The sequence below is a fragment of the Pseudomonas sp. WC2 genome (assembly GCF_050586545.1).
Classification (GTDB): Bacteria; Pseudomonadota; Gammaproteobacteria; order Pseudomonadales; family Pseudomonadaceae; genus Aquipseudomonas.
Genome location: NZ_JBOBDR010000008.1, coordinates 152,076 through 172,553, shown reverse-complemented (window position 1 = coordinate 172,553; position 20,478 = coordinate 152,076). Strand labels below are relative to the sequence as shown.

The following is a 20,478-nucleotide window of genomic DNA, read 5'->3' as shown; positions in this document are numbered from 1 at the left end:
TCAAGTTTTAGAGGATTTAACATGAGCAACGTCGACCACGCTGAAATCGCCAAATTCGAAGCCCTGGCCCATCGCTGGTGGGACCGTGAAAGCGAATTCAAACCGCTGCACGACATCAACCCGCTGCGGGTCAACTGGATTGACGAGCGGGTCAATCTGGCCGGCAAGAAAGTCCTCGACGTCGGTTGCGGCGGCGGCATCCTCAGCGAAGCGATGGCGCAACGTGGCGCAACAGTAATGGGCATCGACATGGGCGAAGCGCCGCTGGCGGTCGCGCAACTGCATCAGCTGGAATCCGGTGTCAGCGTCGAATACCGCCAGATCACCGCCGAAGCCCTGGCCGAAGAAATGCCCGAGCAGTTCGACGTGGTCACGTGCCTTGAGATGCTTGAGCACGTGCCTGACCCGTCGTCGGTAATCCGCGCCTGCTTCCGCATGGTCAAGCCGGGCGGCCAGGTGTTCTTCTCGACCATCAACCGCAATCCAAAGGCTTACCTGTTCGCGATCATCGGCGCCGAATACATCATGAAGTTGCTGCCGCGCGGCACCCACGACTTCAAGAAATTCATCCGTCCATCCGAGCTGGGCGCGTGGAGCCGCATGGCTGGCCTGACCGTCAAGGACATCATCGGCCTGACCTACAACCCGCTGACCAAGCACTACAAGCTGGCCAACGACGTTGACGTCAACTACATGATCCAGACCCTGCGCGAGGAATAAGCCGATGGCCATCAGAGCAGTTCTTTTCGACATGGACGGCACCCTGCTCGACACGGCGCCGGACTTCATCGCCATCTGCCAGGCAATGCGCGCCGACCGCGGTTTGCCGCCGATCAACGACAAGCACATTCGCGACGAGATTTCCGGTGGCGCCAAAGCCATGGTCGCGGTGACATTTTCGATGGACCCGGAATCGCCGGGCTTCGAAGAGCTGCGTCTGGAGTTCCTTGAGCGCTATCTGGTCGGCTGCGCGGTGCACAGCAAGTTGTTCGACGGCATGGGCGAACTGCTCGCCGACATCGAGAAGGCCAATTTGATCTGGGGCGTGGTGACCAACAAGCCGCTGCGCTTCGCCGAGCCGATCATGCAGCAACTGGGGCTGGCCGAGCGTTCGGCGCTGTTGATCTGCCCGGATCACGTGAAGAACAGCAAGCCAGACCCGGAGCCGTTGATCCTCGCGTGCAAGATGCTTGATCTGGATCCGGCGACGGTGCTGTTTGTCGGTGATGATCTGCGCGATATCGAATCGGGCCGCGATGCCGGTACGAAAACCGCGGCGGTGACGTTTGGCTACATCCACCCGGACGACAACCCACGGCATTGGGGCGCGGACGTGGTGGTGGATCATCCGTCGGAGTTGCGCAAGGTGCTCGATAGCGCCCTGTGTAGCTGCTGAGGCCTGACGCAGAGCGTCATTGGCTGCATTCCCACGCCGAGCGTGGGAACGATCTGACTCTTGATGAGGTTTTTATGTTTGATTACTCCGCACGTCCCGAATTGCTCAAGGATCGGGTCATTCTGGTCACCGGTGCCGGTCGTGGCATCGGCGCGGCAGCCGCAAAAACCTACGCCGCCCATGGTGCCACGGTGTTGCTGCTGGGCAAGACCGAAGCCAACCTGACGCAGGTGTACGACGAGATCGAAGCCGCCGGGCATCCGCAACCGGCAGTGATTCCGTTCAATCTGGAAACCGCCCTGCCTCATCAATACGATGAGTTGGCCGCGATGATCGAAACCGAGTTCGGCCATCTCGACGGCCTGCTGCACAACGCCTCGATCATTGGCCCGCGTACGCCAATCGAGCAGTTGTCCGGGGAAAACTTCATGCGCGTCATGCAGGTCAACGTCAACGCCATGTTCATGCTGACCAGCACCCTGCTGCCGCTGCTCAAGCTGTCGCAGGACGCTTCGGTGGTGTTCACCTCCAGCAGCGTCGGGCGCAAGGGCCGTGCTTACTGGGGCGCTTATGGGGTGTCGAAGTTTGCCACCGAAGGCCTGATGCAAACCCTGGCCGATGAAGTCGATGGCGTGGCGCCCGTGCGCTCCAACAGCATCAACCCGGGTGGCACGCGCACCAGCATGCGTGCGCAGGCTTACCCAGGGGAAAACCCGCTGAACAACCCGACGCCCGAAGAGATCATGCCGGTCTACCTGTATCTGATGGGTCCGGACAGCACCGGCATCAACGGCCAGGCATTCAACGCGCAATAACTGCCATACGTCGCTTTTGTTGCCGCGGCAGATTCCTGTCGCGGCATGTATTTGCCGCCCACGAGCGTCACAATTCAGTCAAATTTCCAGCGCCATCCTCCCCATCTGCAACACAAACCATTGATTCCAAACGGTTTAAATAAATCCGAACCGAATGGCACGACTTTCGCTCTAATTCTTCTCTAAACATGCCGTGTGAAGGCAATGGGGCCAGGCCGATTTCGATAGCTTACTAATCGTCATTCGGCAGACTAGACTTACGCCAAACGTCCTACGGGACTGATGGATCAGTATGACGCGCAGCCCATAGCCGCTCTCACCCAGCCTGTAAGACAGACTTACCGCTAAGGGTTCACGCCATATGAAATCACCCTCCCAGACCAATGCAATTGACTTTGACAGTGCCAAATTGCAACGCCTGGGCTTTGGTCAGGTGCCTCCTCTGCTGGAGCGACCGGCCAGTCTCGCGCAACTGCGTCAGCAAATGAGCCTGCAACTGCAAACCAGCCTTGAGCCACAACGCATCCTCGGTCTGTTTTTCCGCGAAGTTCAGCGTCTGGTGCCGCTGGACGCCTTGAGCTATGTGCACAAGGGCAGCGACCTGCGCCTGGAGTTCGGCACCCGCGGTCACCACTCGATCAGCTACAGCCTGAGCCACGATGGCGATCACATGGGCGAGTTGGTGTTCCGGCGCAATCAGCGCTTCAGCGACAAGGAACAAGGCAACCTCGAATCGCTGCTTTCATCCCTGCTCTATCCGATGCGCAATGCGCTGCTATATCGCGAGGCCACGCAGAGTGCTTTGCGCGATCCGCTGACCGGCGCGGGCAATCGCATTGCCATGGAGCAAACCCTGCAGCGCGAGATAGACATGTCCCGCCGCCATCAGCAGCCGTTATCGCTGCTGATGCTCGACATCGACCATTTCAAACGGGTCAATGACAGCCACGGACACAGCGCCGGTGACGACGTGCTCAAAGCGATTGCCGCCACCATCAAGGCGCAATTGCGTAATGTCGACATGGTGTTCCGTTACGGCGGGGAAGAGTTTTTGATTCTGCTGTCCAACACCAGCCGGGATTCGGCGGCGATGGTCGGTGAACGTCTGCGCTATGCGGCACAGGCGACTGAATACTATGCCGATGGACAATTGATCGAGCTGACTGTGAGCCTCGGTTGCTCGACATTACTGCCGGGGGAATCGGCCGACAGCTTGCTGCGCCGCGCCGACAGCGCGTTGTATGTGGCCAAGCGTGAAGGCCGGAATCGGTTGGCGATGGCGGGCTAAGCCTTTCAAACCAGCCTAAACAGTGTGGGAGCGAGCTTGCTCGCGAATGCGATCTGACCATCAACCCTGAGTTGACTGGCAGACCGCTTTCGCGATCAGGCTCGCTCCCACATTCGTTTGCGTGAAGCCGAGAATCAGCTCTCGACCACAGCCCTGCGCTCTCGGCTCACCAACAAGCGTTCCGACGTCTCAAGCTGCATGCAGCGCTCGAGGAACAGGTACATGTAGTCGTAACTCTTGCAAATGGCCTGACGCAATTCAGCCTGCAGCGCCTTGCTCGGGTTCATCCCGGCCAGTGTGCAGATGATTTCCAGCGCTTCCCACGGATGAGCGTCGTCGTACTGGGCATGCATTTTCAACCACTTCATTGCACGCTTGCGATCCTCCTCCGGGAACGCTGCAGCATATACGCCGGTTGAGCAGACCACGGCTGACCACTCCCCGGTCGCGCCCTCGATGGCGTAGTTGGTCGCGGCGATGGCCACGATCAGCGCATCGGCCGAACTGGTGTGCCAACACCAGTGACTCAACGCATGCAGTTCCGGTGGCACTTGCTGCGCTTGAAGGTCTTCCAGGCTTACACCATGCGCGCGACTCCAATGCACCCAGTAATCGGCATGATTGAGTTCGACGCGGATATTACGCATCAGCCAACGCCGCGCCATGTCTTCGCCCGGATGACGGGCAAACTTGGTTTTGGTCAGGTTCTGCGCCATGTACAACGCGAACTGCTCAACTACCGGCCAGCCCCCGATCAGGTACTGACGCATGGTTTTGGCGCTGAGCTTGTTATCACGCATGCGCAAGTAAAGTTCATGTTCGACAACCCGGCGCTTGCTCTCGCTGCAGTCCTGGATCAGCTGTTGTGCCCAGCCAGGATAACTTGCAGCTTCCATGAGCGGTCCGGTTCGGTTGAATGTGTCGATCACTGTTCGGCTCCTTTTGATTTGTGATTGTAAGGATCGGCAAGAGACTTCAACGGAACGTGCCAGGCGCTTTGAATAACAGCGGCTGCGGTCTGGCGGGCCGACTTTGCAAACTGTCGCAGGTAAACAATTGCGGACGCTCTATGACATAACCCTGAGCGTAATCCACGCCAATTTCAAGCAATGCCTGCTCGATCTGAGTTGTTTCAACAAACTCGGCAATTGTCTGCTTACCCATGACATGCCCGATGTGATTGATCACTTCGACCATTGCGCGGTTAATCGGGTCGTCCAGCATATCCTTTACGAAACTCCCGTCGATCTTCAGGAAGTCTACAGGTAAATGTTTCAGATAGGCGAATGAAGACATTCCGGCGCAAAAGTCATCTAACGAAAAGTAGCAACCCAAGTCCTTGAGTTCATTAATAAATCTTATTGCACTGCCTAAATTGGCAATGGCACTGGTTTCGGTAATTTCAAAACAAATCATTTCAGGCGGTATTGAGTAGTTCACAAACTGCTCTCGCAGAAAGTGCAAAAACGCGTCATCTCCTATAGTAATTCCTGACAGATTAATCGCACACATTGCTAATGGACCTTCATGTTCCTGAGCAATACATTGAGCAACAACCTTAAATACGTTTTGCACTACCCAACGATCCAACTGATTCATCAAACCATAACGTTCGGCGGCGGGAATAAAGCTGTCAGGCAAAATCATGCGCCCGGCTTCATCGTGCAGGCGCAGCAGAATTTCAATGTGACCGCCCTTGCTGCTGCCCGGTTTGAGCGGGGCGATTTCCTGGGCATACAGGCAAAAACGGTTTTCTTCGAGGGCCATATGCAAGCGCTGCACCCAGGCCATCTCGCCGAAGCGCAGGGACAGTTCGGAATCATCGGCGTGATACACCTGCACGCGGTTGCGCCCTTTCTCCTTGGCCATGTAGCAGGCCATGTCGGCGGCGCGTAGCGAAGCTTCGAGGGTCGTCGGGGTTTGCGCGATGTGCACCAGGCCAATGCTCACCGTGGTAAGAAATGGCCGACCTTTCCAGACAAAGTGCAGGTTCTGCACGGTCTGACGCAGGCTTTCAGCGATTTTCTCTGAGGCTTCCGGCGCGCAGTTTTCCAACAGGATGCCGAACTCGTCGCCACCCAGTCGCGCCAGGGTATCGCCCTCGCGCAAACCGGATTGCAGCAAGGTACAAATGTGCCGCAACAACTCATCGCCCGCCGCATGGCCGCAGGTGTCATTGACCAGTTTGAACTGGTCGAGATCGAGGAACATCAGCGCATGCCGGCCCGCCTGCCGAGTGAGATTGTGCAGCGCCTGCTCCAGGCGATATTCAAACTCGCGACGGTTGGCCAGCCCGGTCAACGCGTCATGGGTCGCCTGCCAAGACAGATTGGCGATGTACTGCCGCTCCTGGGTCATGTCATGCAACACCAACACCGTGCCGCTGACTTTGCCGGCATTGCGGATCGGCGCACCGACCAGCGTCACCGAAAGGGTGCTGCCGTCAAGGCGCTGGATCAATTTCGAATGCTCGCTGCCACCACTGAGCTGGCCACTGAGAATATGCTCGATCAGCGTCAGCCCCTCGGCCTGCGCATTGTCATCGAGCAAGTTGAACAGCGCCGACAGCGGCAGGCTCGCAGCCTGCTCGGCCTTCCAGTGGGTCATGGCCTCGGCGGCCGGGTTCATGTAGTCGATCGCGCCAGTCACGTCAGTGGTGATCACGCCATCGCCAATCGATTGCAGGGTCACGTGCGCGCGGTCTTTCTCCAGCTGCAACGCCTCGGCAAAGGCGTGGCGCTGTTTGAGCAGCTTGTGCGTGCGCCACAGCGCCAGCACGATCAGACCCAGCGCTGTCGCCAGATTGGTGAACAGCAACCAGCGTAGGATCATTCGCGAGCCTTCGCCCAAGGCATCGCTGAAGGCTTTGGCGGCGGGCGTTACACCATCATTGATGGCGAAGATCCGGGACTTCCAATGACGAATATCGGCCTCTGTCGCCACGTTACTGTCAATCCGTGCGTGCATCTCCTGCGCCACGGTGTCGAGTTCGACCAGATAGGCATCGCCCAGCGTCCAGCGGTCGATGGCGGTTTCCAGATAACTGAAGTGGCGAAAATTGAGATACAGCCAGATCAGGCTGGAGACGTCGTCGGGGTGGTTGCCACCCTTGAGAATGCCCTCGCGGGCGGAGGCAAGGTCGGGCGGCTGGCGGTCCAGGGCCAGGCGCAACTGATGGCCGCCCTGAGGCACGGCAATCGCCTCTTTGTACTTGAGGAAAATCGCCTCGTCTCGGCTGTCGGCATACAGATTGAGGTAATAGATGGCGTCTTTCTGGCCTTTGGACCAGAGACTTTCACCCGCAACGTAACCGCGAACGGCCGATAGCACGTAGAGGCTCACGCCCCCCAGCAGGGCTTGAAACAACACCACCGCGATGAAAGGCCAGACGATGCCCAACAACCGTGGTGTTCCCAGAGTCCGCTTTTGCTTCATGTGATTCCTTGCATGAGCACTGCCCGCTCGTCTTCCGGACGAAATCGCTATGACGAGACTAGGTGGGGTTGCCCATCAAGGCAAGGCGCGGTTGTTCGCCGTTTTAACTGATCGACATATATATGTACCACCCCCGGTGTTTGCCTGGACGGTTTACTGCGCAGGACTGCCCGACCCTTCGTTTGAGGTAGGCGGTCTTTCTGATAACCGTTCAAGGAGTGAACCCATGCTTGCACCTGAATCAACTGGAACCACCGCCGCAACGGCCGAGGTTCCCCACGCGCCCCTGCTGGCCGACTACGACTTACTGCTCAGCGCCTTGCGTACCCTGCGCCCCGTGTCGTCGGCACCAGCGAACAGTACGGTGGTCCCCACCACGAACTCGCCCATGGACCTGATCTGCCAGGAAGGGAAAAGAGCTTTCAGCGCACTGCTCGAAGACCCTGATTACAAGGCCGAGTGCGAAGAGCTGCAGCTACTGGAAGACAGCTTGTCCGTGTCGATTGTCGAGGCGGGCACGACGTTTACGATAAAACGACGCGTTGGTAACGACAGGATCAATCTGCCCCTGCTGCAGGACGCAGTCTGGAAGTCTCGAACTGACCGAATCACAACCGTCGCGCGACAGCTTCACGGGCAGTTAAGGGCGGACGGCAAAGTTACCGTCGGTAATATGGCCATGTTTTACGGCATGGCCCCTTGGGACTGCGCGGACAGCGAAGCGCATCAGGCCGCCATCCGCCACTTTGAGGAAAAGCGTGCCACCCAGTCGTTGCAACTGGAAGGCGGCGTCGAGATCGACACTCTTCTGCGCCGGGCCACGGCCCATGACCGCAAAACGCTCGGTCAAATCAAGCGCGCGAAACCCGAAGCTGCGATGACGATGGCGGACTTCTTACGACAGGTAACGGACGCGGAAATCGTCGACACGATCCGACTGGCACTGCCGAACAGCAAAACCTCGGCCATCGATTACTTGCTGGCAAAAAGCGGTGAAACGCCGACCACCGAACAGGTTCGGCAACGTCCGACTTACTATCTGGAGAAAATGCTGCGATCGGACGAAGCGCAGCTCATCACCGCTGCGCTACTGGAAAAGCTGAGTTGGTTTGGCGCCGGTACGCAAGAACAGGCCTCTCCCGTGGTGAGCATGAAGCTGCTCTCCAGAGCTATACGCTTGTGGTGTGGCGCACCCGATGAAACTGACTCATCCCGGATTGCCGGTTACGCCTGGCAACAACCCGAGAACTATGGAAAAAGTTACCAAGCGATCTGGCATGACTTCGAACGGCATCTGCTGACAAGCAAAAAAGCGCAATCCGAACGAGAAGCCATCCTGCTCGCCCGCCTGTACCTGCACAAGTTTCCGAGTGACTTCCACCGCATCGACATTCCTCACGACCTGCCCTACAAACGCTCTTTGGTGTGGGTGAATTTCCAGCACGGCCTTAACCTGGCCGAACTCATGGAACCGGAGAGCGCGGCGTACATGAGTTTTCAGCAACTGCTCAGCTACCCGCTGGAGAAGGCCCAAAACGCCAGCGAACTCGACGAAGAGTTCAGTACCTGGTGCCGAATTTCTCCCGCACTCGACTGGGCTGTTGCGACGGGCGTGCTGCGCGACGCTTCCGGCATTCCGTTCTCTACAGACGAGCAGCAACGTGCACTGAATGCTCTGGATAAACACACCAAAGCGATGAGAGACGCCATCGAGCAAATGGAAGTTGCGCCACCGCTGCGCGTGAACATTGCCAACAAGGAAGTGGTTCGTGCATTGGGCTCTATCGCGTCTGACCCTGATACGTTTCTCGTTCTCCCATATCACGGTTCTGATAACGGTATTCCCGGATTCAGGCAGGTGCCTGCCTTCAAAGGCGCCGCCCGTCGATTTCGCGATGTCTACATGGCCGACCTTCTGGAAGAACATCAGTGGTCGATTTTGAAACCGGACGGAGAAACTCAAACCGGTCGCCGACTTGAGGTAGGTATTGGGGGAAAAGTCCATATTATCGGCAAGCAAACCATGCCAATGCCGTTCTCCCTAAGAAAACTCGAACCCTTGTTCAAAACTGCGTTCGACGCCTATCTGAATTCGACAAAAAAAGCTTATCAAGTATTACTTGAAAGCCTGTTTTGCACCCTGCCCCATGATGCGCTGCATGCAATGGAGTACGGCACGACCCGGATCTACACGTTGCGCGGCCATCGCGAAGAATCAACTCAACCGAGGTCAGATCCCCCTTTGTTGTTGCGCATGGGTTTTCTCTTGCGTTTAACCCATAACCATCTGGACATGTGGTACGAGTGCCTGCCCCGGGTCGGCCTTATTCGCAAACGCGACGACCTGTCGGCAGACATAATCGACGACGGAAAAGGAATACAGAAATTCCGCGTCGGTTCCTTGGGAATTCTGGAACTTGAATTTGTGCGGGGCAAAACCCTTCCGTTCCACTGGGACGCATTTGAAAACGGGGAAATCCCGAAGAAAAACGCATCGTGCTTCGTCATTGTCGAACAGTTGGGTGAAGCATTTTTGCCAGAAACCCCGACTGGATACCCGCTGCAAATTGCCACGGATCGTGCCACGGAAGTTGCCACCTTCATCGCCAAAAAATTCTTCTATCACGATGAAGAACAGTTGTATGCGGCCGCCCACAATGAAACAGAGTTTGAGCAAAAAGAGAAAGAGCGACGCGGCGCGGGCATTTTCAAATATATATTGCCCTTTATTGGAAGCCTGGAAGACCTCAAGTCCAGTGATCCGCGAGTCGTGGTAATGGGCATATTTGGTTTGATCATCGACATTGCCTCATTTGCCTTCCCTATCGGCAAGTTCATTGGTGGCGTGGTACGCGCCACGCTAATGGCAAGAGGGATTAAAGCCGCACTTCCCCTGTATGGCACGCTGGCCAGAAAACTGCTCTTCGCTACCGGAAAAAACATCACCCCGATATTCGACGCGGCATCGCTGCTAAAGCTCGGCACGACTGCACTGTACAAAGGCATCAAGTATTCAATTAAAAAAGCGTTCACCGGCTTCCATCATGTGACGGGACGGATGGGCAGCTACAACGTGGCGAAGGGTTTGCCCCAGATCGCAAACGTCGGCACATATAGATCGCTCACCAAGACCGATGATCTGGCATCGCTCGATGGCGTCGATGACGTCCTGGTGCGCAAAATCTCGAAGACCGACATTGTCGATTATCGCCTCGTCGACCCCGTCAGCGCCTTGCCTTACGGGCCACGACTGTCTCGCACAGCAGAGAGTTTCACGCCGGGACGTTCAACTTATCGACCACTCGACAATACCGATCAGTACACCATCGTCGAATTGCCTGAAGGCACTGCCGTGCGTGAAGTGCTGGCAGTCGACGGGCGAACAACTTTGTATCTCGACGATGTGCCTTATCAGCTCGACGCCGGAGAGCTGCGACGCTTCGACAAAATCGACACCAGCAGCCGCGCCAAGACACTTCCGTGCCGGACCAGGCGTGCACCGGGCGACACCTGCCAGACAAACTATGTGGCCAGAGACCCTGCTCCCGTTCCGGCCAAGGGCACGTTTGATGAAACAAAAGGTTGGGCGCCGTGGTTTGGTGATGCGATCTACAGCCCGGCAAGTGGAGCCGCCGCTCTGAAAGCCGGCACCCTGCGCAATCATGCCGAACTGGCCGGCAGCCTCGACTTTCGCAAAGGCATTTATGCCCGGGCCACTGTCGATGTTCTCCAAGGAGGCGAGAGACACACCTTTCAGCAAGGTGCGGTCATCATCGAGTCCATCGATGGCGGCACGCACTATGTGTTTACCCGTCTAAGCCCCGGGGATTTTTACGTGGCTGAACTGACGAAGAGCCAGAGCCTGACCGGCGCCCTGAATTTCAAACCCGCCTCGAAATTGCCCAAGGCACTGCGGGACGAATTGATGACGGTGTATACCGGTTCGCTCAATGCCAACAACATGGCGAGGATCTATGGCACTACGGCGGTGGAGCGCGCGATGAAAACCATGGAAGAAATTGCCATTCCCATTGGAGGTCATGCGAATCCCCCCGGCACGCTGAAACTCATCAAAGTGGACACCAGCCCCGGAGAAGCGGTGCTCTTCGACCACTCCACACGCCAGATCGTCCGTAGTTCCACCGATGGTGCCTCGACCTGGACGGCAACCCGCGCGGCCTCGGAACCTCTTCGCCAGATCACCAAAAAGTACTTCAACGCGCTGTTCGAGAAGGAGATCGTTACGGTCAGCGCCGCCTCAAGCCAAGCCTTGAGAATCGACGAGGCCATGCAACGCCTGAGCAACCTCACGTTCAAGCCCGGAGAGAGCTCAGGTCACATTCGCAACATCGCCTTCGCCGAGATCAAAATCGGCGACCTGACCGAAGTCTACGTCAGTGTTTCCGGCATTCAGAACAACACCGGCAAGTTGCCATTGTTTGCCCGCCACCCAGGGGGCAAGGCGATTGTCGATGACACGACCTATATCAACATTGACCACGCTGAAAAATTCTCGGCGACAGCGTTGAGCGTCTCAGACTCCGGCAAGATTCGGGCGATTCCACATACCATCGACAACATAGAAACCTACACACCCGCGCTCACGTCGCGACCGACCTCGCTGGACACCGAAAGCAAGCTGATCCGCTTCATCCGCACCCAATACCCTGACCCGAAAAAACTCGACTCCATCACCATCGCCACGACCATGGCGCCGTGCGATTCCTGTTCGGTCGTGATGAAACAATTCGGCCATGATGGCGGCCCGGAGGCATTGAACGTGGTCTGGAAGTAACCGACGCCTCGGTCAGTGCTGCTGCAAATGCCCGTACAACTTGGCGTACAACCCGCCATCAGCAATCAGTTGCTGATGGTCGCCATCCTCGGCCACTTGTCCGCCGTCGAAGACCAGCACGCGATCGGCTTGCTTCACGGCTGACAGGCGGTGGGCAATGATCAGCGTGGTGCGGCCATTGAGGAAGCGCGCCATGGCCTGATGCAGGTTGTACTCGGTGGCGGCGTCGAGGGCCGAGGTGGCTTCGTCGAGGATGACGACTTTCGGTTCAGCGAGGATCATCCGCGCAATCGCCAGGCGCTGGCGCTGACCGCCGGACAGGCGCACACCGGAGCGACCGACGATGCTGTCGAGACCGTCCGGCAGTGCGCGAATCGTTGCCTCCAACTGGGCAATTTCCAACGCCTGCCAGCAGGCTTCATCCGCGCGCGTACGGCCCATGGTCAGGTTGGCGCGCACGGTGTCGTTGAACAGCGCCGGGTGTTGCAGCACCACCGCGACGTTTTCCCGCACGGTCTCAAGACCGATTTCCTGCTGGGTCGAACCGCCGAAACGAATGGAGCCGGCCAGCGGTGTATAGAGCCCGAGCAGCAATTGCACGAGGGTACTTTTACCGCCGCCACTGGCGCCGACAATCGCGACTTTTTCACCGGGGGCAATCGACAGATCGAGCTGATCCAGCACCAGTTCATCGCCGTAGCCGAAGCTCAAACCCTGCACCTGGATACCCACGGTCTCGCGGCCCTTGAACGGATCGACGCCGCCGGCATACTGCGGCTCATCGGCGCGCGCCAGCAACTCGTTGATCCGCGACAGCGCACCGCCCGCCGCGTAGTAGGCGTATTGCAGATTGAGCAGTTGTTCGACCGGGCCGATCATGAACCACAGGTAACTGAACACCGCGAGCATCTGGCCGATCGACAGGTCGGAGAACAGCACGGTGAGCATCGCCGCCGCACGGAAAATATCGATGCCGAACTGGAAGAGCAAACCACTGGCGCGGTTGGAGGCGTCGGTTTTCCACTGCGAGTTGACCGCGTAGTTGCGCACTTCCTGCGCACGCAGGCCCAGCCTTCCGAGGAAGAAACCCTGACGGTTGCCGGCACGAATTTCCTGAATCGCATCGAGGGTTTCGCTCAACGCCTGGGTGAAGCGCGAGGTGCTGTCGTTCTCGAGTTTCTTCAGATGTTTGACACGTTTGCCCAACTGCACCGTGGCGTAAATCACCAGCGGGTTGAACAGCAGAATCAACAGCGCCAGTTTCCAGTGCATCCACATGAGGATGCTCGCGGTGCCGACCAGGGTCAGCATCGCCACCAGAAAACGGCTGAGGGTTTCGCCGACAAATTTGTCGAGGGTGTCCAGATCGGTGACCAGATGGGTGGTCACGGTGCCGCTGCCGAGGCTTTCGTATTCGCCGAGAGAAATGCGCTTGAGGCGCTCGATCAAACGCACGCGAATGCGATAGACGATGTCCTTGGCCAGCCGCGCGAACAGCCGCGACTGCAATACGCCAAAGCACAATGAGCCGCATCGCAGAGTCAGGGTGACGACCAGCATCAGGCCGATATAGCCCGCCGCCTGCTGCCACAGGGTGGGCAGCACATGGTTCATGACTTTCAATGCCGCATCGCCGTGGCCGAGCAGGACTTCATCAACCAGCAACGGCAAGAGCAACGGGATCGGCACGCTGCACAGCGTCGCCAGCACAGCGACGCCGTTGGCGATCCATAGGGATTTTTTGTGAGTGAGTGCCAGACGCCGGACTTCTGCCCAGCTCAGCCGGTCGACACGCTTTACGGCTGGCGTGTCATCGGCCAGATCAGACACAGGCGGCACGCTCCAGCCATCGGCCAAGGAGCGGCGACAGTTCGCTGAGCGGTTGATAGCCGTTGGTCAGCAGCGCCAGTTGGCCATTGCGTTCGGCGAGCAGGGTCGGGAAACCGGCGATGCCGAGATCCTGCACCCAATTGAAATCTGCCAGCGTGGCTTCGTGCTGATCGGCACGGTCGAACAACGCCGCGAATTCGATGCGCGGCACGCCGGCCTTCTCCGCCAACTCGACCAGCACGCTGGCCTGAGTAACGTCGCGGCCTTCGGCGTAGAACGCCTGCTGGATCAGGCCCAACAATGTCCACGCGCAATCCGGCGCCAGGCTGCGCGCGGTGACGATCGCCCGGCAGGCCGGCTCCGTGTCATAGACGAATCCGTCGGGCAACGCGCCGTCGAACTTGAACGGCTGGCCAGTTGCATCGGTGACCGCTTGCCAATGCTCAAGAATGTAGCGCCGCGTGGTCGGCTCCAGCGCCGAGCCGCTGCCGGTGCGCAAACCGCCGACCACCAGATGCAGCTCGACTCCGGCTGCTTGCGCCTGCTCGACCAAGGCCTTGGCCACCGGAGCAAAACCCCAGCACCACGAACACATCGGATCCATCACATAGAGCAGGCGCGCAGACATGATTAAGCCTCGGTGGATGCTTGCTTATAGTTGTAGCCGATCGGGTGCGGCTGGTTGCGCGCCTTGGCCAGTTCGATCTGCTTCTGCCGATCGATGGCGCTGCGGCGGGTCTTCTCGCTCAGTTTGTCCCAGCAGTGCGGGCAGCTGATGCCGGCGACGTAATGCTCGGAAGCGCGATCTTCAACACTGACCGGTGTGCGGCAGGCATGACATTGATCGTAGTCGCCTTCGCTGAGGTCGTGACGCACAGTCACGCGGTTGTCGAACACAAAGCAGTCGCCCTGCCACTTGGTTTCTTCCTGCGGCACCTCTTCGAGGTACTTCAGAATGCCACCCTTGAGGTGGTAAACCTCTTCGTAGCCCTCGCTGAGCATGTAGCTCGAGGCTTTCTCGCAGCGAATGCCACCGGTGCAGAACATCGCGACTTTCTTGTGCACGGCCGGGTTGAAGTGTTCTTTGATGTAATCAGGGAATTCGCGAAAACTGGTGGTTTTCGGATCGATGGCGCCTTCGAAGGTGCCAATCGACACTTCGTAATCGTTGCGCGTATCGATCAACAGCACTTCGGGGTCGCTGATCAACGCGTTCCAGTCTTGCGGATCAACGTAGGTGCCGACCTTTTTGTTCGGGTCGACGCCTTCAACACCGAGGGTGACGATCTCTTTCTTCAGTTTGACTTTGGTGCGATAGAACGGCTGCTCGTCGCAGTACGACTCTTTGTGATCGATGTCGATCATGCGTGGGTCGTTCTTGAGCCAGGCGAGCAGGCCGTCGATGCCTTCGCGGGTGCCGGACACCGTGCCGTTGATGCCTTCTTCGGCGATCAGCAGGGTGCCTTTGATCTGGTTGTCGACCATCGCTTGCAGCAGGGGCTCGCGCAGGTTGACGTAATCTTCGAGGGTGACGAACTTATACAGTGCCGCCACGACAATCGGTTGTGTCATGGGTATTTCTCCAGGTGGCTACCCTCGCAAAGGGTGAACCGGATTCAAAAAAAAACGCGCCGGGTAAGCGGCGCGTTGCGGATTCTAGCAAAAAACCGAAGCTTAATGCTTGCTGCCGCCAGCACAGGTCGGCGACGCCGGGGCGGCGTCGATCTCTGCCCATTCCTGCGGGGTGTACGTGTGCAGCGCCAACGCATGGAACTCGCCCATCAGCTCGCCGAGCGTGCCGTAGACTTTCTGGTGGCGCTTGACCCGGTTCAGGCCGTCGAACTGCGCGCTCACCACCACAGCCTTGTAGTGGGTCTGCAACCCACGACTGTGCATGTGGCTTTCGTCCAGCACTTGCAGGTGCTCAGGCTGAAGCAAAGCCAGCGTCGATTCGATGCGTTGTTGCATGGTCATCACGAACTCCGCTTACTTCTTCTTGGCCGGCGCAGCAGCGCCTTTCGGGTCCAGCTCTTTGGTCATGTCGTCGAGCAGCTTGTTGACGACTGGCACGGCGCTTTCCAGTTTGGCCTGGGTCATCTGGGCCGATTGCTGGGTCAGCTGCGGCATTTTTTCCAGGACTTTCTTGCCCAGTGGCGACTGGTAGAACGCGACCAGGTCTTTCAGCTCGGATTCGCTGAAGTTGCTGGTGTAGAGCTTGACCATGTCCGGCTTCAGCTTGTTCCAGCCAATGGCCTGATCCAGCGCGGCGTTGGCCTTGGCCTGGTAGGTTTCCAGAACGGCTTTCTTGGCTTCCGGGGCTTTGGTCTGCTCAAAACGCTGAGCGAACATTTGCTGTACTTGCATGTACACCGGAGTGCCGAGTTTGTCAGCGTGAGCCAGCGTCAGGAAAGCTTCGGCACTGGCGTTGTGGCTGGCGGTATCGGCAAGCACCTGGCCGCTGGCGCAAACCAGTGCAACCGCGGTACAGATGGCACGAAGACGAGTCATCGAGTTTCCTTTTAAGCAAAGCGAGGTCAAACCCCAAGGGCGACCATTCTGCGCCTAAAAAACGCCGCGGCTCAACCCCCAAGCCTTGCCGCGCTTGATTGGCCGGGTTTTACCGGTCAACAATCGGTTCGAGGGAACCACCACGGCCGATGCCGGCCTAAACTGCGCAAACAGACCAACAGGAGTGTGCACGATGAGCCGTATCGAAACCGACAGCCTGGGCCAGATCGAAGTCCCGGACGACGCCTACTGGGGTGCTCAGACGCAACGCTCGCTGATCAACTTCGCCATTGGTCAGGAACGCATGCCGCTGCCGGTACTGCACGCCCTGGCCCTGATCAAGAAAGCCGCCGCCCGGGTTAACGACCGCAACGGCGACCTGCCCGCCGACATCGCCCGCCTGATCGAACAATCCGCCGACGAAGTGCTCGACGGCCAGCACGACGACCAGTTTCCGCTCGTCGTTTGGCAGACCGGCAGCGGCACCCAGAGCAACATGAACGTCAACGAAGTGATCGCCGGTCGAGCCAACGAACTGGCCGGCAACCCGCGCGGCGGCAAGACGCCGGTGCATCCGAACGATCACGTTAACCGCTCGCAAAGCTCCAACGACTGCTTCCCTACTGCCATGAGCATCGCCACCGCACGCGCCGTGCAGGAACAACTGCTGCCGGCGATTGCCGAGTTGTCCGGCGGCCTTGCCGAACTGGCGGCGCGCCATATGAAACTGGTGAAAACCGGGCGCACGCACATGATGGATGCGACGCCGATTACCTTCGGGCAGGAGCTGTCGGGGTTTATAGCGCAACTGGATTACGCCGAACGGGCGATCCGCGCGGCGCTGCCGGCAGTGTGTGAACTGGCCCAGGGTGGCACCGCAGTCGGCACCGGTTTGAATTCGCCACACGGTTTTGGCGAAGCGATTGCTGCAGAACTGGCGGCGCTGTCCGGCCTGCCCTTTGTCACTGCGCCGAACAAGTTTGCCGCCCTCGCCGGCCACGAACCGCTGACCAGCCTCTCCGGTGCACTGAAAACCCTCGCCGTGGCACTGATGAAAATCGCCAACGACCTGCGCCTGCTCGGCTCAGGCCCGCGTGCAGGTTTTGCCGAAGTCAAACTGCCGGCCAATGAACCGGGCAGCTCGATCATGCCCGGCAAGGTCAATCCGACCCAGTGCGAAGCTCTTTCCATGCTCGCCTGCCAGGTACTGGGCAACGACGTGACGATCGGTATCGCCGCGAGTCAGGGGCACCTGCAGTTGAACGTGTACAAACCGGTGATCATCCACAACCTGCTGCAATCGATCCGCCTGCTCGGCGATGGCTGCAGCAACTTCCAGCAGCACTGCATCGCCGGGCTGGAGCCGGATGCCGAAGTCATGGCCCGACATCTGGAACGTGGACTGATGCTGGTGACCGCGTTGAACCCGCATATCGGCTATGACAAGTCGGCGGAGATTGCCAAGAAGGCGTACAGCGAAGGGCTGACCTTGCGTGAGGCAGCGCTGGCGTTGGGGTATCTGACCGATGAAGAGTTTGATGCGTGGGTGCGGCCGGAGAACATGATTGAGGCGGGTGCCAAGGGCTGAGATTTTTGGCGCCTGAAAGTCCGTCTTCGCGAGCAGGCTCGCTCCCACATTCGATTGCATTCCTCTCATGAGAATCCGGTCAATTGTGGGAGCGAGCCTGCTCGCGAATGGCAGCGGCGCGGTTCAACTGGCCGCCATCTTCATCCGCCGCGCCTTCAACCCGGCAATCAACGACGGCCCCAACGCCACCAGCGCCGACCCCAGCACCACCAGCACCGCCCCGCCATAACCCAGCGCATTGATCTGTTCGGCATGCACATATTCCGGCCAGATCCCGGCGGCAATCGCCACCGCACCAAACGTCACCAGCGGCGTAATCGCCAAGGTCGCACTGACCCGCGACGCCTCCCAATGCGCCAGCGCCTCGGCAAACGCACCGTACGCAATCAAGGTGTTCATGCAGCACGCCAGCAACAACCAGCCCTGCAGCGGACTCAGTTCCAGTGCTTCGAGGGGATGCACCCACGGTGTCAGCAACAACGCGCAGAACAGATAGATCACCATCATCACCTGCAACGAATTCCACACCGTCAGCAATTGCTTCTGGCCGAGCGCATAAAAGGTCCAGACCGTCGACGCCAACAGCACCAACAATACGCCGGCGGTGTAATCCGATAGCGAGGTGAGCAGTTCAGCCAGGCGCTGATTGAAGAACAGCACAAAACCGAGCAACAGCACCAACAATCCGATGCCCTGACCGATGCTGAAATGCTCCTTGAACACAAACAGGCTGGCGATCAGCAACATGATCGGCCCCATCTGCACCACCAGTTGCGCGGTGCCGGGGCTGAGCAGGTTGAGGCCCATCAGGTACAGCACGTAATTACCGACCAGACCGAGTACCGCCATCAGCACCAGCCAGCCGCCCTTCGGCCCAAGCACTTTGCGACTGGGGAGGCGCTTGACCGCGGCCAGATAAATGAACAGGCAACTGCCGGAGACCATCAAGCGAAACCAGGTCACCGTGACCGGGTCCATCACCAGCAAGACCTGTTTGAGTTTGATCGGCAGGATGCCCCAGAGAAACGCGGTCAGCAGCGCCAGGAACAAGCCGTAGACCCAGCGACCGGATGAAATGTGCATGGAAACCCCAAAGCCTGCTGACAAGTGCGCCCATTCTAGGCTTGCCACCCGGGTCGACACAGGGACAGTTGCGGTCAGGACGCGAATGAAACTGTGCAGGTCGCAGCAGTTAATTGACGCGCTGCCGTTGATCGGCTGGGCGGGCGCGCCAAGTGCTTCAGGCATAAGCTCATTGGATCCCTTCCAGCGCTTCAGCCAAGGAGACCGATCATGTTAGGAATGCGCGCCCAGGACAGCGCTCCCGAAATGCACTTTCGCAGCGACCGGGTGTGCCGGGTCAATGGCGAACTGTATTTCAGTACTCGGGAAAATACCCTTGAGGGGCCTTTCGAAAGTCCTGAGAAGGCTGAGCTGGAGATAAAAGCTTATATCGCGCGGATGCAGCTTCTGGATTCCAACCGGTAAATCCGGTCGATGCCTTCGCGAGCAGGCTCGCTCCCACAGGATTTGGGTGAACATGGAAAATATGCGCACCCTGAACCCATGTGGGAGCGAGCCTGCTCGCGAAAGCGGTCAATCAGACAACCAATAACTCAGCGATTAGCGCACCGCCTCAAACAACCCCGTCGCCCCCATCCCGCCGCCAACACACATGGTCACAATCCCGTAACGCACACTGCGCCGCTGCAACTCCCGCACCAAATGCCCAACCTGCCGCGACCCGGTCATGCCGAACGGGTGACCAATGGAAATCGAGCCACCGTTGACGTTGTACTTGTCGTTATCGATCTCCAGCCGATCACGGCTGTACAGGCATTGCGAAGCAAACGCCTCGTTCAATTCCCACAAATCGATGTCCGCCACCTGCAGACCTTTGGCCTTGAGCAGTTTCGGCACCGAGAACACCGGGCCGATGCCCATTTCGTCCGGCTCGCAACCGGCCACGGTAAAGCCACGGAAAAACGCCTTCGGCTTGAGCCCCAATTGCAGGGCCTTTTCCAGACTCATCACCAGGGTCATCGACGCGCCGTCAGACAACTGCGACGAGTTGCCCGCCGTCACCGAACCGTCTTCAGCAAACACCGGTTTCAGTCCAGCGAGGCTTTCATAAGTAGTGTCCGGACGGTTGCAGTCATCGCGATCGACCACGCCGTCGAGGATCTGCACCTCGCCAGTGTTCTTGTCCTCAACGCGATACTTGACCGCCATCGGTACGATTTCATCGTCGAACAGCCCGGCGGCTTGGGCCTGCGCAGTGCGAATCTGGCTCTGCAGCGCATAGCGATCCTGCACTTCACGGCTGACGCCATAACGCCGCGCGACCACTTCGGCGGTCTGGCCCATCGTGTAATAGATGCCCGGCGTCTGCTGTTTGAGCAACGGGTTGATCAGGTGATCGGTGTTGACGCTTTTCATCGTCAGGCTGATCGACTCGACACCGCCGGCGACGATGATGTCGCTGCAACCGGAAGCGATCTGGTTAGCAGCAATCGCAATCGCCTGCAAGCCCGAGGAGCAGAAACGGTTGAGGGTCATGCCCGCCGTGCCGGTGCCCAGACGCGAGAGCACCGCGACGTTGCGGCCGATGTTGTAGCCCTGCGCGCCTTCGTTGGAGCCGGCGCCGACGATGCAATCCTCGACGCTGGCCGGGTCGATGTCGTTGCGCGTCAGCAGCGCGTTGACGCAATGAGCCGCCATGTCATCGGGGCGGGTCTGGTTGAACTTGCCGCGAAAGGATTTGGCCAGGCCAGTCCGCACGCTGTCGACGATCACCACTTCACGCATGGGATACCTCATTGT

The 20,478-nt window shown here is 58.6% G+C and carries 16 protein-coding genes; 7 read left to right on the top strand and 9 right to left on the bottom strand.

Features of this window, described 5'->3' with window-relative positions; translation table 11 throughout:
- Positions 1 to 21: 21 nt before the first annotated feature.
- From ubiG to ACQ4OE_RS12255, 4 genes are all read left to right on the top strand, one after another.
- A complete protein-coding gene (ubiG, locus tag ACQ4OE_RS12270) occupies positions 22 to 720 on the top strand; it encodes a bifunctional 2-polyprenyl-6-hydroxyphenol methylase/3-demethylubiquinol 3-O-methyltransferase UbiG (RefSeq protein ID WP_007908399.1) in 699 nt (232 codons plus the stop codon).
- A gap of 4 nt (positions 721 to 724) precedes the next feature.
- Complete coding sequence (gene mupP, locus ACQ4OE_RS12265; RefSeq protein ID WP_016986964.1) at positions 725 to 1,396, top strand: N-acetylmuramic acid 6-phosphate phosphatase MupP; 672 nt, start codon at positions 725 to 727, stop codon at positions 1,394 to 1,396.
- 74 nt (positions 1,397 to 1,470) lie between these two features.
- Positions 1,471 to 2,211, top strand: a complete 741-nt coding sequence (locus tag ACQ4OE_RS12260; protein ID WP_025113079.1) for a YciK family oxidoreductase — start codon at positions 1,471 to 1,473, stop codon at positions 2,209 to 2,211.
- A gap of 361 nt (positions 2,212 to 2,572) precedes the next feature.
- Positions 2,573 to 3,499, top strand: coding sequence for a GGDEF domain-containing protein (locus ACQ4OE_RS12255; RefSeq protein WP_122592077.1), 927 nt, complete (start codon positions 2,573 to 2,575; stop codon positions 3,497 to 3,499).
- A 134-nt stretch (positions 3,500 to 3,633) separates the two neighbouring features.
- On the opposite strand, the gene ACQ4OE_RS12250 is transcribed toward ACQ4OE_RS12255, so the two are convergent.
- Positions 3,634 to 4,395, bottom strand: a complete 762-nt coding sequence (locus ACQ4OE_RS12250; protein ID WP_430946778.1) for a TenA family transcriptional regulator — start codon at positions 4,393 to 4,395, stop codon at positions 3,634 to 3,636.
- Positions 4,396 to 4,474: 79 nt separating this feature from the next.
- Positions 4,475 to 6,934 carry an EAL domain-containing protein gene (locus ACQ4OE_RS12245; RefSeq protein ID WP_430946777.1) on the bottom strand — a complete coding sequence of 820 codons (2,460 nt, stop codon included), beginning with the start codon at positions 6,932 to 6,934 and terminating at the stop codon, positions 4,475 to 4,477.
- Between the two features lie 226 nt (positions 6,935 to 7,160).
- Here ACQ4OE_RS12245 and ACQ4OE_RS12240 point away from each other — a divergent pair, with 226 nt between their 5' ends.
- A complete protein-coding gene (locus ACQ4OE_RS12240; protein ID WP_430946776.1) occupies positions 7,161 to 11,729 on the top strand; it encodes a deaminase domain-containing protein in 4,569 nt (1,522 codons plus the stop codon).
- Positions 11,730 to 11,741: 12 nt separating this feature from the next.
- Here the strand turns inward: ACQ4OE_RS12240 and ACQ4OE_RS12235 are convergent, their stop codons facing one another.
- The 5 genes from ACQ4OE_RS12235 to ACQ4OE_RS12215 form a co-directional block, all read right to left on the bottom strand.
- The gene (locus ACQ4OE_RS12235; protein ID WP_430946775.1) at positions 11,742 to 13,559 is read right to left on the bottom strand and encodes an ABC transporter ATP-binding protein; all 1,818 of its coding nucleotides are present in this window, start codon (positions 13,557 to 13,559) and stop codon (positions 11,742 to 11,744) included.
- Positions 13,552 to 14,154 (bottom strand): DsbA family protein, encoded by a 603-nt coding sequence (locus ACQ4OE_RS12230; protein WP_430946824.1) that lies wholly within the window; start codon positions 14,152 to 14,154, stop codon positions 13,552 to 13,554. The genes ACQ4OE_RS12235 and ACQ4OE_RS12230 overlap by 8 nt, the downstream gene beginning before the upstream one ends.
- A gap of 35 nt (positions 14,155 to 14,189) precedes the next feature.
- On the bottom strand, positions 14,190 to 15,131 hold the full coding sequence (locus ACQ4OE_RS12225; protein ID WP_053122483.1) for a rhodanese-related sulfurtransferase: 942 nt from the start codon (positions 15,129 to 15,131) through the stop codon (positions 14,190 to 14,192).
- Between the two features lie 102 nt (positions 15,132 to 15,233).
- Positions 15,234 to 15,533 carry a BolA family protein gene (locus ACQ4OE_RS12220; RefSeq protein WP_430946774.1) on the bottom strand — a complete coding sequence of 100 codons (300 nt, stop codon included), beginning with the start codon at positions 15,531 to 15,533 and terminating at the stop codon, positions 15,234 to 15,236.
- A 12-nt stretch (positions 15,534 to 15,545) separates the two neighbouring features.
- Complete coding sequence (locus ACQ4OE_RS12215; protein ID WP_034155305.1) at positions 15,546 to 16,067, bottom strand: DUF2059 domain-containing protein; 522 nt, start codon at positions 16,065 to 16,067, stop codon at positions 15,546 to 15,548.
- Positions 16,068 to 16,260: 193 nt separating this feature from the next.
- On the opposite strand from ACQ4OE_RS12215, the gene ACQ4OE_RS12210 reads away from it, so the two are divergent.
- Complete coding sequence (locus ACQ4OE_RS12210; RefSeq protein ID WP_430946773.1) at positions 16,261 to 17,655, top strand: class II fumarate hydratase; 1,395 nt, start codon at positions 16,261 to 16,263, stop codon at positions 17,653 to 17,655.
- A 123-nt stretch (positions 17,656 to 17,778) separates the two neighbouring features.
- Here ACQ4OE_RS12210 and ACQ4OE_RS12205 read toward each other — a convergent pair whose 3' ends face one another.
- Positions 17,779 to 18,738, bottom strand: coding sequence for a DMT family transporter (locus ACQ4OE_RS12205; RefSeq protein WP_430946772.1), 960 nt, complete (start codon positions 18,736 to 18,738; stop codon positions 17,779 to 17,781).
- Positions 18,739 to 18,948: 210 nt separating this feature from the next.
- On the opposite strand from ACQ4OE_RS12205, the gene ACQ4OE_RS12200 reads away from it, so the two are divergent.
- Complete coding sequence (locus ACQ4OE_RS12200) at positions 18,949 to 19,143, top strand: DUF6316 family protein (protein ID WP_122592093.1); 195 nt, start codon at positions 18,949 to 18,951, stop codon at positions 19,141 to 19,143.
- A 135-nt stretch (positions 19,144 to 19,278) separates the two neighbouring features.
- Here the strand turns inward: ACQ4OE_RS12200 and ACQ4OE_RS12195 are convergent, their stop codons facing one another.
- Positions 19,279 to 20,463, bottom strand: a complete 1,185-nt coding sequence (locus ACQ4OE_RS12195) for a thiolase family protein (protein ID WP_430946771.1) — start codon at positions 20,461 to 20,463, stop codon at positions 19,279 to 19,281.
- Positions 20,464 to 20,478 lie beyond the last annotated feature (15 nt).

Excerpts from the sequence above, each read along its gene's own strand:
- ACQ4OE_RS12195 (WP_430946771.1), bottom strand. The coding sequence starts at position 20,463 with ATGCGTGAAGTGGTGATCGTCGACAGCGTGCGGACTGGCCTGGCCAAA.
- ACQ4OE_RS12215 (WP_034155305.1), bottom strand. The coding sequence starts at position 16,067 with ATGACTCGTCTTCGTGCCATCTGTACCGCGGTTGCACTGGTTTGCGCC.
- mupP (WP_016986964.1), top strand. The coding sequence starts at position 725 with ATGGCCATCAGAGCAGTTCTTTTCGACATGGACGGCACCCTGCTCGAC.
- ACQ4OE_RS12200 (WP_122592093.1), top strand. The coding sequence starts at position 18,949 with ATGTTAGGAATGCGCGCCCAGGACAGCGCTCCCGAAATGCACTTTCGC.
- ACQ4OE_RS12220 (WP_430946774.1), bottom strand. The coding sequence starts at position 15,533 with ATGACCATGCAACAACGCATCGAATCGACGCTGGCTTTGCTTCAGCCT.
- ACQ4OE_RS12245 (WP_430946777.1), bottom strand. The coding sequence starts at position 6,934 with ATGAAGCAAAAGCGGACTCTGGGAACACCACGGTTGTTGGGCATCGTC.
- ACQ4OE_RS12250 (WP_430946778.1), bottom strand. The coding sequence starts at position 4,395 with ATGGAAGCTGCAAGTTATCCTGGCTGGGCACAACAGCTGATCCAGGAC.
- ACQ4OE_RS12240 (WP_430946776.1), top strand. The coding sequence starts at position 7,161 with ATGCTTGCACCTGAATCAACTGGAACCACCGCCGCAACGGCCGAGGTT.
- ubiG (WP_007908399.1), top strand. The coding sequence starts at position 22 with ATGAGCAACGTCGACCACGCTGAAATCGCCAAATTCGAAGCCCTGGCC.
- ACQ4OE_RS12210 (WP_430946773.1), top strand. The coding sequence starts at position 16,261 with ATGAGCCGTATCGAAACCGACAGCCTGGGCCAGATCGAAGTCCCGGAC.
- ACQ4OE_RS12255 (WP_122592077.1), top strand. The coding sequence starts at position 2,573 with ATGAAATCACCCTCCCAGACCAATGCAATTGACTTTGACAGTGCCAAA.
- ACQ4OE_RS12230 (WP_430946824.1), bottom strand. The coding sequence starts at position 14,154 with ATGTGTTCGTGGTGCTGGGGTTTTGCTCCGGTGGCCAAGGCCTTGGTC.
- ACQ4OE_RS12205 (WP_430946772.1), bottom strand. The coding sequence starts at position 18,738 with ATGCACATTTCATCCGGTCGCTGGGTCTACGGCTTGTTCCTGGCGCTG.
- ACQ4OE_RS12225 (WP_053122483.1), bottom strand. The coding sequence starts at position 15,131 with ATGACACAACCGATTGTCGTGGCGGCACTGTATAAGTTCGTCACCCTC.
- ACQ4OE_RS12260 (WP_025113079.1), top strand. The coding sequence starts at position 1,471 with ATGTTTGATTACTCCGCACGTCCCGAATTGCTCAAGGATCGGGTCATT.